The sequence below is a fragment of the Pseudoalteromonas shioyasakiensis genome (genome assembly GCA_013391845.1).
GTDB classification, from domain to species: Bacteria; Pseudomonadota; Gammaproteobacteria; order Enterobacterales; family Alteromonadaceae; genus Pseudoalteromonas; species Pseudoalteromonas apostichopi.
Genome location: CP058414.1, coordinates 909,428 through 923,964, shown reverse-complemented (window position 1 = coordinate 923,964; position 14,537 = coordinate 909,428). Strand labels below are relative to the sequence as shown.

Here is a 14,537-nt window from a genome sequence, read left to right as displayed (position 1 = left end):
CTGAAGGTTGCGGTGAAACGTTCTGGCAACTGAGCTAGTGCCGCACAATGAGCTATAAGCTACAAGTTTCTAGTTTCAAGCTAATGCTTTCAACTTTCCCCTCGAAACTTATATCAATTTCTTTTGGTGAGAAATTGGAGCGGCACACGAGGCTCGAACTCGTGACCTCAACCTTGGCAAGGTTGCGCTCTACCAACTGAGCTAGTGCCGCACAATAAGTTACTAGTTATAAGACTCAAGTTAAAAGTTGGAATAGCTTGGTGCTTTCAACTTTCCCCTCGAAACTTAAGCCAATTTCTTTTGGTGAGAAATTGGAGCGGCACACGAGGCTCGAACTCGTGACCTCAACCTTGGCAAGGTTGCGCTCTACCAACTGAGCTAGTGCCGCTTTAAAGTAGTCAGTAATTTGTCCGTTGGCGCACAACCTGAAGGTTGCGGTGAAACGTTCTGGCAACTGAGCTAGTGCCGCACAATAAGTTACTAGTTATAAGACTCAAGTTAAAAGTTGGAATAGCTTGGTGCTTTCAACTTTCCCCTCGAAACTTAAGCCAATTTCTTTTGGTGAGAAATTGGAGCGGCACACGAGGCTCGAACTCGTGACCTCAACCTTGGCAAGGTTGCGCTCTACCAACTGAGCTAGTGCCGCTTTTAAGTAGTCAGTAATTTGTCCGTTGTCGCACAACCTGAAGGTTGCGGTGAAACGTTCTGGCAACTGAGCTAGTGCCGTATTCAATTACTTAAAGACATACCAACCCCGCGGGGGTTAACGTCTTAAGCGGGGCAGGATTCTACAATAATCCGATGTGTTTGCAAATGTTTTTTACAAATTAAAGAATTTTTCTTGGTAAATCTTTAATTCCATGATCGAATCTTTGATATCGTCGAGGGCTAGATGTGAACCTTTTTTGTTCACTTGCGCTAGTACGTCAGGTTTCCAACGACGTGCAAGCTCTTTAACGGTACTCACATCAAGGTTACGGTAGTGAAAGTAGTCTTCCAATTCAGGCATGTACTTATTCATAAAGCGGCGGTCTTGGCCGATAGAATTACCACACATAGGCGAAGCACCCGCAGGTACCCATTGCTTTAAAAATGCCAATGTTTGATCAATAGCATCTTGTTCAGTGAATGTGCTGGCTTTACAGCGAGCTGTTAAACCTGATTGTCCGTGCTGAGTCGTACACCACTCGTCCATGCCATTAAGCAGTTCATCACTTTGATGAATAGCAATAACAGGGCCTTCAGCCAAGATGTTTAAATCACTGTCGGTGACAACAGTGGCAATTTCGAGTATTTTATCTGTTGCTGGTTCGAGGCCAGTCATTTCCAGGTCGAGCCAGATAAGATTTGATTTATGAAAAGACATAGTTACCTTAGCGGTGCTTTCCTTTAGATCCAACGCATTTAGATATATCATATTAGTATCATCAGTCGACCTAAAGCTTTTTTTTCAAAAAGCCCGACATTTAATCAAGTTATGGGCCAAAAGTGGCAAAACAAAAGAAATTAAGTAAAGGCCAATCACGTCGAATTAAGGCCAATCACCAAAAACGCCTCTCTAATGCAGATAAAAAGCAACAGAAAGGGGCTGCAGTGCAATGGCAAAATGATAATTTAGGCCCTGCCGAAAATGCAGTTGTAATAAGTAGATTTGGTCAACATGCCGACATCGAAATCGAGTCAGGTGAAGTATTACGTTGTAATATACGGCGAACAGTATCAAGCCTTGTCTGTGGTGACGAGGTTATTTTTCGCCGTGCAAAAGTCAGCGAAGGCGACTTAGCTGGCGTTATTGAAGCAACTCATGAGCGCCGCTCACAACTGACACGCCCCGACTTTTATGACGGTGTCAAAGTAGTCGCTGCAAATATCGACCAAATTTTAATGGTCTCAGCTGTGCTTCCTGAGTTTACGCCAAACATTATTGACCGTTATTTAGTTGCCTGTGAAGACATGGGTATTGAGCCTATTTTGGTACTTAACAAAATAGATTTAATAGACGATGAAGGCCTTGCTTTTATTGATGAAATTCTCGATATCTATCGCGACCTTGGTTACCAAGTACTGTTAGTCAGTAATAAAACAGGTCATGGCATAGATGAGCTAAAACAAAAGCTGGTAGATAAAAACAGTATTTTTGTTGGTCAAAGCGGTGTGGGTAAATCAACCTTAGTCAATACAGTGCTACCCGACGCTGAAATTTTAACTCAAGAAGTCTCTGAAAACAGTGGCCTTGGCCAGCATACAACCACCGTATCGCGATTACACCATTTACCAAGTGGCGGTAACCTTATCGACTCACCAGGAATTCGTGAGTTTGGCTTATGGCATTTAGATGTTGAGCGCGTTACTTGGTGCTTTAAAGAGTTCCGTGATTTTATTGGTGGCTGTCGTTTTCGTGATTGTAAGCACTTAAACGATCCTGGCTGTATAATTCGCCAAGCTGTTGATGATGGTGAAATTTCAGAACTTCGTTTTGACAGTTACCACCGAATTTTAGAAACTATGGCCGACGGCCGTGCTGGTGCACGCGCTCCTCGCGTATAACTATTTAGGAAATAACAAGTGAGTTTAGATAAATTCAAAATTGCTATGCAATATGCCATGCCAAAACATTTCATTTCGCGCATGGTTGGCAAGTTAGCAGCAGCAAAAGCGGGTGGCTTAACAACGGCCTTGATTAAATTGTTTATCAAACAATACAAAATTGATATGAGTGAGGCTAAATACCCAGATCCAGCTCATTACAAAACTTTTAATGAGTTTTTCACTCGCCCATTAACAGAAGGTATTCGTCCACTTGCTGAGGAAAGCGACATTGTTGCTCACCCAGTTGATGGTGCAATAAGCCAATTAGGCGATGTAGTAGACGGTCAAATCATTCAAGCCAAAGGTCATGACTACAGCTTACAAGCGTTACTTGGCGGCAATGAAGAAGACACTGCGCCGTTTTTAGGCGGTAAGTTTGCGACTATTTACTTAGCACCTAAAGATTACCACCGTATTCACATGCCTGTTGATGGTACGCTGAGCAAAATGATCTACGTACCGGGTGATTTATTTTCGGTTAACCCGTTAACAGCACAAAATGTTCCTAACCTATTTGCTCGTAACGAGCGTGTCGTGGCTATATTCGAGACCGAAATTGGTCCGCTAGCTATGGTACTTGTTGGTGCGACAATTGTTGCTAGCATTGAGACTATCTGGGCAGGCACAGTAACGCCACCAGCGGGTAAAGATGTATTTAGTTGGAATTACCCAACTGAAGGTGACAATGCAATTACCCTTAAGAAGGGTGAAGAAATGGGCCGCTTTAAATTAGGCTCTACTGTTATATTAGCTTGGGGTGCAAATCAAGCTGAGTTCTTATCAGATCAACACCCTGAAACAGTGACGCGCATGGGCACACCATTTGCGAAAATTAACGACTAATATACCCAAGCAAACCACTTTCGCTAAAAAGTGGTTTGCTAACAACGTGTCCACAGACTGTTATTACATTCTGAGCATTCGCTATCTTTTTGTATACTGAAGCGCTGCTGTTGTAGTGTTAGCCCATCGAATTGAATAAACTCACTGCCCGCTTTATGGCCAAGCAATATATTGATAGCCAATAAACTTTGCATGCTCCCAATAACCCCGAGTAACGGGCTCAATACCCCAGCATTATCACAATTAAGTGCAGTTTGCTCATCCGTTTGCGGGAATACACAACCATAGCAAGGGCTATTTTCATCACGAAAATCAAAACTCATCACCTGCCCTTGTGTTGCGATAGCTGCAGCTGAAACAAGTGGAATAGACCTAGCTAAACAATAGCGATTAACCAAATAGCGGGTAGTAAAGTTATCACTGCAATCTAGGATGATGTCAGCACCCTTAAGAAGCTCGGAACAGTTAGTTTCATCAAGTTTTTGGCATAATGGATTAACCTTTATTTGATTATTTAAACTGCTTATCACCTTAGCAGCCGCCTGCGCTTTTGCCTGCCCCATGTGGTTTACTTTATACAGTATTTGTCGTTGTAGGTTTGAAAGCTCAACCTTATCATCGTCTATCAAAGTGAGCGTTCCGATACCTGCAGCCGCTAAATAAAACAATGCCGGTGAGCCAAGCCCACCAGCGCCGACGACCACAATATGTGTAGACTTTAACTTTTTCTGACCCGCAAGCCCCACCTCTTTTATTAGTAAATGGCGACTATAACGAATTTGCTCTTTGTCGCTTAACGCGCTCATATTAAGGCTGACCTTCGACCACGTGTTTTAACTTGGCAATGGCTGCTTGGTAGTCTTCGGCTTCAGTAATCGCACGTACTACGGCAACACTACCAACACCTGTGCTCGCCACTTGCTCTGCACGTGATAAATCAATCCCACCAATTGCGACTGTTGGGTAATCAGCCATTAAAGGTACGAATTTTTCGAGCTTTTCTAAGCCTTGAATTTGCCCTGTCATGTCTTTGGTGGTGGTTGGGTAAATAGCGCCAAACGCCATATAACTTGGTCTGTAATTATGCGCGCGTAGCATCTCATAAAAACCATGGGTCGAAACACCTAAACGTAACCCAGCCTCTTTTATGGCAATTAAATTAGCGGCTTGTAAATCTTCTTGCCCTAAATGCACACCATAAGCACCATGCTTAATCGCCAATTGCCAGTAATCATTGATATACACCTGCGCACCGTATTTCTGCCCTAGCATAACTGCACTTGCAATCGCATCTTCGAGTGCAGCATCGTCTGCATTTTTCATTCTTAATTGAACAGTTTTAATCCCTTCGGCTAAACACTTCTCCAACCAATCAACGGTATCTACAACGGCATATAAACCAAGCTGTTTCGAGTCACATTCTGCAAAGCCTGCTGCCATGGTAAAATTAACCGGGCAATCAAAGTCGAGCTCATCACCTAACCAACTCCCCGCTTCGATTACTTGTGGGTAATCCGCCAGCGTTGTTGGAAAGCGAGTATGTGCAACAGGACCAATACCTTCACCATAGCGGACAGCCGCTTTTAAACCTTGGTTTATATAGGCTTTTGCTAAAATGAAGGCATCTTTAAGTGGGTACTGTTTTGCTAAGCAAGCAGCAACTACCGACGCCATACTACATCCAGTGCCATGACTATGCGGAGTTTGAATTTTTTCGTTGCCAAGCCAATATGCTTGTTCGCCTTGCACGCAGTAATCAATGCAATAGCCACTTGGGTAATCCCAATGACCACCTTTAATGATCACCGCTTTTGCACCATAGCTTGTTAACTTTTCAGCGGCTTCTTTCACTGCGCTTGGGCCAATCAAATAAACACCGGTTAATAACTGCGTTTCGTGCGTGTTCGGTGTTACTACATCGACTAATGGCAATAAACACTCTTTGATGGCACTAACAGTATCTTCTTCTGTTAATAAATCACCACTTGAAGCAATAGCAACCGGATCATAAACAACCAAAGGCGGCACTGCCCAAGTTGCTTTGTAATGTTTTAAATGTTCACTAATAAGCTGTATCTGCTGCACATTTGCAAGCATGCCAATCTTAATAACGCTGGCAGGCATATCACTGGCTAACGCGAGTAATTGTGATTCAATAACCTCTGTTGAAATCGGGTTTAGTGCTTCTACACCTAAACTGTTTTGTGCCGTTAAAGCAGTAATAACCGTACAGCCATGTACATTAAAACTTTGCATTGCCTTGATATCGGCCTGAATGCCTGCGCCGCCGCCCGAATCTGAGCCTGCTATGGTCCATACAACCTGATTCATGTTATTCCTCACATTTTATTCTTGATGCCAAAATGGCATACCGAGCGTCGGCGTTGATGGGCTTGCTACGTCTTTTTCAGGCATCGCTTTAGCCAAATAGCTACATCGCCCCGCCTCAACAGCATTCCTAAACGCTTTACTCATAGTTACAGGGCAACCAGCACCTGCAATTGCCGAATTTAATAATACGGCATCATACCCTAATTCAAGCGCTTGGCAGGCATGAGATGGTAAACCTAAACCCGCATCAACTATTAAAGTATGGTTAGGTAAACGTTCACGGATCATTTTTAAGTTGTAAGGATTCAGCAAACCCTTACCTGTTCCAATCGGTGCGCCCCAAGGCATTAATACTTCACAACCTAAATCAGCTAGACGCTGACACAGCACTAAATCATCGGTGCAATAAGGTAAAACTTTAAAGCCATCAGCCAATAAAATTTTAGTGGCTTCGAGCAGTGCAATTGGATCAGGCTGTAAATTATATTCATCACCTATTAGTTCTAATTTGATCCAATCAGTAGCAAACACTTCGCGGCACATTTGCGCCAACGTCACCGCTTCTTTCACACTGTGGCAACCCGCAGTATTTGGTAGCACCTTTAAGCCAGTGTTTTTTATCAATTGCCAGAAATCATCACCCGCTGCAACGCTTTGCTGACGACGCAATGAAACGGTGACAATGTCAGCCTGTGAGGCCACTATCGAATCCTGCATAACACTTGGCGAAGGATAGAGTGCAGAGCCAATCAGTAAACGACTGCTAAATTGCTCACCATAAACCGAAAAACTATCCATCTTAGCCTCCTTGAATCGGCGACAATAACTCAATGCTGTCGCCTTCGTTGAGGATTTTAGCATCGCACTGACTGCGAGGTACAAAGTCACCATTAACAGCAACCGCAAATGGGGGTCTAGCGCCAAATTGATTCAAGGCCTGAGTGAGAGATGTATCATCGCTCACTGTAACTGACTGACCATTAATTAAAATATTCATTTTTATCCTTAAGCAATTAAGCTAACAGCTTCATCAACCACCAGAGGCGCAAGTAAATAACCGTGCCGGTATAAGCCATTAATACTGATAACTCGATCTTGTATAATGACTTTAGGGCGGTTGTCTGCAAACGCAGGACGAAGCCCCGATTGCAAGCTCTCGATACGCCCTTCAGCAAAACCGCTATGCACCGTATAAGCAGCAGACAATAACTCAAGTGCAGAGCGCACTGTGACTTTGCCTGTGTCTTGCGATTCAATCTCCGTAGCACCAATCACAAATTGGTGGTTTGGTTTTGGTGCAATGTAAATTGGGTAGCGCGGATGCATCAGTCGTATAGGTCGAGTAAGATTCACCTCTGGTGCATATAAACGCGCCACCTCACCTCGTACTCCGCGAAGTAAAGGCTCATTCTGTTTAGCACCTAAGCCTCGGCAATCAAATACATAATTAAAGCTTTGACCATTCACTTGATGACCATTCAGCTCAACTTTGCAAGCAAATTTAAATTGAACTCCTTGCGATGTAAGCTTTTTAAAACTGGCGCTATAAAATGCCTGATTATCTAGCTGCCCTTCACAGGGTAAATACACCCCCTGATGGAAACGCCCCGCAAGCTCAGGCTCAAGTTCGGCTATTTGAATACTCGACAAAGATTTCGCTTGATTACTACCAAGGGGCTTTAAACGGCTCACAAAACTTTGTAAATCGCCCTTATCTTGCTGGTGAGCAACCACTAAGCTGCCTGCTTGTTGAAAATATACAGGTTCATCAAGTTCGCTTAAGATTTGCTGCCAACGTGAAATACTATTAAGCCCTTGTAATGCTAGATCCTGTTCGCACAGTACTGATTCAGCGAGTGGTGCCAACATCGCTGCGGCAACACTGCCAGCACTATTGCTAGCATGTTGATCATCCTGCTCAAACACACTTAGCTGATGCTCTTTGGCAAGTGCTAGTGCAGTCAAACGACCCGTTAAGCCAAAACCAAGTATCGCTATCTTTAAAGACATAAACTTTCTAGGCGCTAGGCTCTAGGTAAAAACCCAGAACCTATCGCTATGCCTAGCTCCATAAATTAAACTGCTTTGTGGTAAATCTCAGAGCCTGTTTTTTTGAACTCGTCTGACTTTGCTTTCATTTCGGCTTCAACATCGACCATTTTGATTTCGATAGCATCGCCCACGTTATTCGGATCAATGCCTCTAGCCTCAAGATCTTTTGCATAATCACGTACTTCTTGAGTAATCTTCATCGAGCAAAATTTAGGGCCACACATAGAGCAAAAATGTGCAATTTTTCCTGATTCTTGTGGCAGTGTTTCGTCGTGATACTCACGAGCGCGTTCAGGGTCTAAACCTAGATTAAATTGGTCGTGCCAACGGAACTCAAAGCGTGCTTTTGATAATGCGTTATCGCGTTCTTGCGCCCCAGGGTGGCCTTTTGCTAAATCAGCGGCATGGGCGGCAATTTTATAAGTAATAAGGCCTTCTTTAACGTCTTCTTTATTTGGTAAACCTAAATGCTCTTTAGGTGTTACATAACAAAGCATGGCACAGCCATACCAGGCAATTTGCGCGGCCCCAATACCCGATGTGAAATGATCGTACCCCGGTGCAATATCCGTTGTCAGTGGGCCGAGGGTGTAAAACGGTGCTTCTTCACAGTGTTTTAGCTGCTCTTCCATGTTCTCTTTGATCATATGCATCGGCACATGGCCTGGGCCTTCAATGAATACTTGTACGTCATGTTTCCAAGCAAGTTTTGTCAGCTCACCTAAAGTACGTAACTCACTGAACTGGGCTTCATCATTGGCATCTGCAATAGAACCTGGACGCAAGCCATCACCCAGTGAAAAACACACATCGTACTGTTTTAAAATTTCACAGATCTCTTCAAAGTGAGTGTATAAAAAGTTTTCTTTATGGTGTGCTAAACACCATTTGGCCATGATTGAACCGCCGCGCGACACAATACCGGTAACACGTTTTGCCGTCATAGGTACATAACGAAGTAATACTCCAGCGTGAATGGTAAAGTAATCAACACCTTGTTCAGCTTGTTCAATCAAGGTATCGCGGAAAATCTCCCACGTAAGGTCTTCGGCAACACCGTTTACTTTTTCAAGCGCTTGATAAATAGGTACAGTACCAATTGGTACTGGTGAATTACGTACCACCCATTCACGGGTTTCATGAATATAGCGGCCTGTTGATAAATCCATTACCGTATCGGCGCCCCAACGCGTTGACCACACCATCTTCTCAACTTCTTCTTCGATTGATGAGGTGACTGATGAGTTACCAATATTCGCGTTCACTTTAACTAAAAAGTTTCGGCCAATGATCATTGGCTCGGTTTCCGGGTGGTTGATATTATTCGGTAACACCGCACGGCCACGTGCAATTTCATCACGCACAAATTCAGGGGTAATGAAATCAGGAATGCTGGCCCCAAACGATTCGCCTTTATGCTGCGCTGCAAGTAACTCTTCACGAATTTTAGCGCGTCCCATGTTTTCGCGAATTGCCACATACTCCATTTCTGGAGTCACAATGCCTTGTCGCGCATAATGCATTTGCGTCACATTTTTACCCGCTTTAGCACGGCGGATTTTTGGCAAGTGCTCAAAGCGAATATGATCTAAGCCTTCATCCGCCATACGTTGCTGAGAAAATTGCGAAGTGACTGAGTCTAAGACTTCAGTGTCGCCGCGACTCTCAATCCACTTTTCTCGATATTTCTCAAGTCCCTTGCGCACATCAAGCTTAAAATCAGGGTCAGTGTAAGGGCCTGATGTATCGTAAACGCGAATTGGGGCATTAGGTTCAAACACTGGGTTCTCTTCAGTGCCACCGATAAAGGTATCGCTAAGGGTGATTTCGCGCATCCCTACTCGCACATTATCTTGTGTGCCTTCCACATACACTTTATGAGAATTAGGAAAGGGTTGCCCAGTTAAGTTATAAATATAATCAGATGCTGCCGCACGCACTTCGCGGCGAGATGGTTTAGTTGTTGTATTTGACATGACTTACCTCATTACTTTAAGGGTTGTCTTGTCAGATATTGCAAAAGCAATAGAGAGTGGCTAACGCCATTGGATCGTTGTTAATAAGCTAATGCTTACTAGTGCAGCCTGCGCCGCTTATGCCCCAGAAATTTGGCGCACAAGCGCCCATTGAGGCAGCTTGTTCCCTACGCAGGTGTTAGCCTGATCAGGTTCACGGATCCCGCTTTCGCGATCTCAGCCTTGTTAAAGGCACTCCGACAAGTATAAATTCGTTTCTTATAAAACGCCCTGAGTGTACGTCAGTTAAAAAATTGCTGCAAGCTCAGCAACTTTAGTTTTTTGCAATGAAGGTAAAGTGATGCTCGCCTTGCAAGGTTAGTTGCTCACCATTTAAATTAATGGCTGCACCTTCCTTCAACGTTGAAAGTAATTGCTGCTCAAGATCATCAATTTGCTCGCCACACGATTTACGTGTCATACCTAACTTATTGACTGTTAGCATATCTTCGTTTAGCGCACCCTCACCAAAAAATTTATTACAACCAGCGAAGCCATTAACCTGCATCGCTTCAATAAACCGTATAGAGGCAGTTTGGGATACAGGAATTGCTAAACCATTCACTTTTGATAATTGCCACTGTGTATATTTTAATTGCTCACTCGATACAGTACCGGTCGATGAGCAACCCATGCAAAATAGTACTAAAAGAAGAGGCAAGGCTACTAACTTCATATTTTTTTACGACTCAAATTTCAATGTAGTAATAATAACAACATTTAACGCAATTGATCGTTAAAAAAACATGTTTTATCTGTAAAAAATTGTTCTAAGTTAGCTTTTCGAAGAACAACGCAGACTATTTGAATAAGTTATCGACTTCTTCTGGTAAAAAAGGACGACCTTTTTCGTTAACTGATGTGCCAATGACCAAAGCTTGAAGCATTACTTTATCGTCATGTTTACGGTATACCGTTTGTCTAAACGCAAACTTTAAGCGGCTAATTCGCTCAGGCTCAACAGCAACATAAAATTCATCACCAGGCACAAGTGATGCCTTGTAATCCATTTCGCTGCGAAGCACCACAAGGTTTACTTTTTCTCTTGCTAGCTTTGCAAAGTCGACACCTTGGGCATGTAAAAACTCATGACGAGCATGCTCTAAGTAATTAAAATAAACACTGTTATTTACAATTCCTTGTAAATCACACTCATAATCACGCACTTTAAAGTCTACTCTAAAGGTCATAGTCGTATTCCTAATCAATTTACGTATAATTGCCTGCGTTTATACCATAAAAATTGATTTATACCATTTCGCTTAATTGAGCGTTCTATTTTTGGGCAAGCAAGCCTCGCAGGTAATGCTAGGTATAACCCGTCAAAAATGCTTAAGTATTATTGCGAATTGGTATTTATAGCCATTTGGCTAGCTAGGTTGCTAGAATAGCAGTCCCTAAAATGGAGTTAAGAACCCGCATGAAACGACGTTTATCATTATTATCTGCTGCCATCCTGCCTTTATTCGCAGCATCTTCGATTGCTTACGCTGAAGACGGTGAGCTGGAAACAATTGTAGTTACCGGTGATTTCCAAAAAGAGAGCATTCAAACTTTAAGTGCCAGTGCAAGCTTGTTTTCAGACCATGAAATCAATCAACGTGGTGCAAAGTTTTTAGATGAGATGCTAGCTAGCGCTGCCAACGTAAACTTTACCTCAGGCGCATCTCGTGGTCGTTTCGTGCAAATTCGTGGTGTTGGATTACGCTCGCAATTTGTTGATCCTATTAACCCGTCGGTTGGCTTAGTTATTGACGGCATTAACTACTCTGGTTTAGGTGGCAGTTCGCTATTATTTGATATCGACCAAGTTGAAATCTATCGCGGTCCACAAGGAACTCGCTTTGGTGCTGATGCTTTAGCTGGCATGATTCAAATGGAATCAGCTGCGCCAACCTTTGATCCAAGCGTTAAAGTGCAACTGGGTGCGGGCAACTACAATAGCTACGAAGCAGGTATTGCAGCAGGTACTGGTATTACTGATGATACTGCAGTACGTGCCAGTGTTTATCAACGCGAGTCTGATGGTTATGTAGAAAACCGTTATTTAGGTGAAGATACCCAACAACAAGACGAGCTCGTTTCTCGCTTTAAATTGCACAGCCAATTAACTAGCCACTTACGCACAGAACTTAACGTTCATTATATTGATATTAATAACGGTTATGATGCTTTCACGCTCGATAATAGCCGTAATAGCGTTGCTGATGAGCCTGGTGAGGATAATCAAGAAAGTATCGCCGTTGGCCTTGCAAACATTTACACCGGCTTCGATTGGTTTGATGTAAGCCTAAATGTTTCAGGGATCGACAGCGAGCTGCTATACAGCTTCGACGAAGATTGGGTATGTAACGATGAAGCTCAGCCTGAACTATGTGCTGCAGGCCTACATGAGTGGGGTTATAGCTCAACAGATACCTATTTACGCGACCGAAAAGATCAAGCAGCCGAGCTACAATTTAATGGCAAAGCGGGCGATTGGGTGGCAGGTATTTATTACCAAGGCCGCGAAGTCGATTTAGAGCGCCAATACACTTGGCTGGCACAACCTTTTGCATCAAATTATGAAACCAGCAATATTGCTGCATACGGGCAGTTAGCTACACCTATTGGCCCAAAAACAACCTTAATTACAGGTCTGCGCGTTGAACAGTACCAAGGCGACTACACCGACAATAACGGTTTTATTGAAGAAACTGATGATGTCATGGTCGGTGGTAAGCTTGCGCTTGAATATCAAGTCATTGATCGCACCATGATCTACACCAGCATCACCCGTGGCTATAAAGCTGGCGGTATTAACTCTGAAGCTTTAGCAAAAGCAAAAGACGAAGGCTTAAACCTCGATGCTGACTTTTTTGCTAATCACACATCATTTGCCCCTGAGTACTTATGGAGCGGTGAGTTTGGTGTTAAAGGCAGCTCTCTAGACGATAAATTTGTGTTACGTCTAGCCGCCTTTTATATGTATCGAGAAGATATGCAGCTAAAATCGTGGCAAGTTGAAGGTCAAAAGTTCACAGGCTATATCGATAACGCCAGCTCTGGCGAAAACTACGGTTTAGAAATTGAAGGTAGCTTCCAAGCAACTGACAATTTACTACTAACAGGTAGTGCAGGTTATCTACATACAGAAATCAATGACTTTGTGGCTCAATCAGGTCTTGATCAAGATGGTCGCGACCAAGCACAAGCACCTAAGTACCAATATGCATTCACTGCGCGTTATAACTTTACGCCTGCACTTTATGCATCGATTGGTTTAGAGGGTAAAGACGATTATTACTTCTCTGATAGCCATAACTCAAAAGCACCAAGCACGAATTTAGTGAATGCTTCATTTGGTTATGAAGGTGATAATTGGAGCATTAATGCATGGGCACGTAACTTATTTGACGAAGACGTACCAACTCGTGGTTTTGAGTTTGGTAACGACCCATTAGATGGTTACACCACTCATACATACACACAGCTTGGCGAACCTATGGTTGCCGGTGTGACATTTATTTACGAGTTATAAGCAATAGGGTGCTAGGTTTTTTATCTAGCACCCAAACACCTAGAGCCTAGAGCCTAGAGCCAAATAAGTTAAGCCCTTTCAACATCAAAGGCGAGTACGTCTTTAATCTTTTGCTTATTCGTTGCCAGCATAATGAGTCGATCAATACCCAGCGCTACACCCGCACATTGTGGTAAGCCATGCTCTAGCGCTGCGATTAAGCGCTCATCCATTGGCACTTGCTTTAAACCATTCGCTTCACGGTATTGATTGTCTTCACTAAAGCGAGCTGCTTGCTCTTTGCCATCTGTTAGTTCATTAAAGCCGTTTGCCAGCTCCATATTCTTGAAATATAACTCAAAGCGCCCTGCGACTCGCTCATCATGTTGGCAAATTTGGGCAAGAGCCGCTTGCGAAGCTGGAAAATGATAAACAAAACAAGGCTTTTTTTGGCCAATCGTTGGCTCTACCTTCATACAAAATAATAGCTGCAACAAGGTATCTCGGTGCGTTTCATGCGCAGCAATATCGGCAAAGCCCTGCTCCGTTGCTAGTTGCTGCAAAGTGCTGATATTAGCGGTTAAAGGGTCAACACCTAAGGCGTTCATAAAAGCTTGTTGATAAGTTAGTCGCTCTGCGCTTTCTACGCCAAGCACTAATTGCATAAGCTCATCCATTTCATCCATAAGGGCAAATTCATCAAAACCCGGACGATACCACTCAAGCATTGTAAATTCAGGATTATGATGACTACCCGCCTCTTCATTACGAAAGGCTTTGCATAGCTGGAAAATAGCCCCAGAGCCTGCAGCAAGTAAACGCTTCATGGCAAACTCAGGTGACGTTTGCAAATAAAGTGGTAAGCCACCAGCATGACCAGGACCAACAAACTCGGTACTAAATGTCGCTAAATGCACATCGGTTACACTGGCCGCACTTAAGCTTGGCGTTTCAACCTCCATAACATCACGTGCATAAAAGAACTCGCGAATACGGCGGATGATAGCGGCACGGTGGCGTAAAGTTTCAATATCGGCGCTTGGTTGCCAAAGGACATTAGACATAGTGTTTCCCAAAAAAAATCCCAGCAGAAGCTGGGATTTTATAATAATTCATACCAACTCGCTTAATTAAGTGGTCTATTTTGAGGCAATAAAACCTTGCTAGCGACAGGTTTAATCCCTCAAAATGATTAAGTATTATTGCGA

13 protein-coding genes, 3 tRNA genes and 1 riboswitch are annotated in these 14,537 nt (G+C 43.3%); of the genes, 3 read left to right on the top strand and 13 right to left on the bottom strand.

What is annotated here, in order from left to right; genetic code table 11:
- Positions 1-135 precede the first annotated feature (135 nt).
- From HYD28_04205 to orn, 4 genes are all read right to left on the bottom strand, one after another.
- Positions 136-211: transfer RNA gene (locus tag HYD28_04205), tRNA-Gly, on the bottom strand.
- A 101-nt stretch (positions 212-312) separates the two neighbouring features.
- Positions 313-388, bottom strand: a tRNA-Gly gene (locus HYD28_04200).
- A gap of 182 nt (positions 389-570) precedes the next feature.
- Positions 571-646, bottom strand: a tRNA-Gly gene (locus HYD28_04195).
- A 174-nt stretch (positions 647-820) separates the two neighbouring features.
- Complete coding sequence (orn, locus tag HYD28_04190) at positions 821-1,366, bottom strand: oligoribonuclease (protein QLE08227.1); 546 nt, start codon at positions 1,364-1,366, stop codon at positions 821-823.
- 122 nt (positions 1,367-1,488) lie between these two features.
- On the opposite strand from orn, the gene rsgA reads away from it, so the two are divergent.
- On the top strand, positions 1,489-2,547 hold the full coding sequence (gene rsgA, locus HYD28_04185) for a small ribosomal subunit biogenesis GTPase RsgA (protein ID QLE08226.1): 1,059 nt from the start codon (positions 1,489-1,491) through the stop codon (positions 2,545-2,547).
- Between the two features lie 18 nt (positions 2,548-2,565).
- Positions 2,566-3,432, top strand: coding sequence for a phosphatidylserine decarboxylase (gene psd, locus HYD28_04180; GenBank protein ID QLE08225.1), 867 nt, complete (start codon positions 2,566-2,568; stop codon positions 3,430-3,432).
- A gap of 38 nt (positions 3,433-3,470) precedes the next feature.
- Here psd and HYD28_04175 read toward each other — a convergent pair whose 3' ends face one another.
- From HYD28_04175 to HYD28_04140, 8 genes are all read right to left on the bottom strand, one after another.
- Positions 3,471-4,238, bottom strand: coding sequence for a HesA/MoeB/ThiF family protein (locus tag HYD28_04175; GenBank protein ID QLE08224.1), 768 nt, complete (start codon positions 4,236-4,238; stop codon positions 3,471-3,473).
- Position 4,239: 1 nt separating this feature from the next.
- Positions 4,240-5,763: a thiamine phosphate synthase gene (gene thiE / locus HYD28_04170; protein ID QLE08223.1), complete on the bottom strand. Its 1,524-nt coding sequence runs from the start codon at positions 5,761-5,763 to the stop codon at positions 4,240-4,242.
- Positions 5,764-5,778: 15 nt separating this feature from the next.
- Positions 5,779-6,561 (bottom strand): thiazole synthase, encoded by a 783-nt coding sequence (locus HYD28_04165; GenBank protein ID QLE08222.1) that lies wholly within the window; start codon positions 6,559-6,561, stop codon positions 5,779-5,781.
- A 1-nt stretch (position 6,562) separates the two neighbouring features.
- Positions 6,563-6,760, bottom strand: coding sequence for a sulfur carrier protein ThiS (thiS, locus tag HYD28_04160; GenBank protein QLE08221.1), 198 nt, complete (start codon positions 6,758-6,760; stop codon positions 6,563-6,565).
- 8 nt (positions 6,761-6,768) lie between these two features.
- Positions 6,769-7,773 (bottom strand): FAD-dependent oxidoreductase, encoded by a 1,005-nt coding sequence (locus tag HYD28_04155; GenBank protein QLE08220.1) that lies wholly within the window; start codon positions 7,771-7,773, stop codon positions 6,769-6,771.
- Positions 7,774-7,838: 65 nt separating this feature from the next.
- Positions 7,839-9,731 (bottom strand): phosphomethylpyrimidine synthase ThiC, encoded by a 1,893-nt coding sequence (gene thiC / locus HYD28_04150; GenBank protein ID QLE10480.1) that lies wholly within the window; start codon positions 9,729-9,731, stop codon positions 7,839-7,841.
- A 207-nt stretch (positions 9,732-9,938) separates the two neighbouring features.
- Positions 9,939-10,040, bottom strand: a riboswitch (TPP riboswitch).
- 64 nt (positions 10,041-10,104) lie between these two features.
- Positions 10,105-10,506, bottom strand: coding sequence for an META domain-containing protein (locus HYD28_04145; GenBank protein ID QLE08219.1), 402 nt, complete (start codon positions 10,504-10,506; stop codon positions 10,105-10,107).
- Between the two features lie 124 nt (positions 10,507-10,630).
- Entirely contained in the window at positions 10,631-11,020 is a 390-nt protein-coding gene (locus HYD28_04140; GenBank protein QLE08218.1) for an acyl-CoA thioesterase, read from the bottom strand.
- 230 nt (positions 11,021-11,250) lie between these two features.
- Here HYD28_04140 and HYD28_04135 point away from each other — a divergent pair, with 230 nt between their 5' ends.
- On the top strand, positions 11,251-13,350 hold the full coding sequence (locus tag HYD28_04135; GenBank protein ID QLE08217.1) for a TonB-dependent receptor: 2,100 nt from the start codon (positions 11,251-11,253) through the stop codon (positions 13,348-13,350).
- A 68-nt stretch (positions 13,351-13,418) separates the two neighbouring features.
- On the opposite strand, the gene epmA is transcribed toward HYD28_04135, so the two are convergent.
- Entirely contained in the window at positions 13,419-14,393 is a 975-nt protein-coding gene (gene epmA / locus HYD28_04130; GenBank protein ID QLE08216.1) for an elongation factor P--(R)-beta-lysine ligase, read from the bottom strand.
- Between the last annotated feature and the right edge of the window lie 144 nt (positions 14,394-14,537).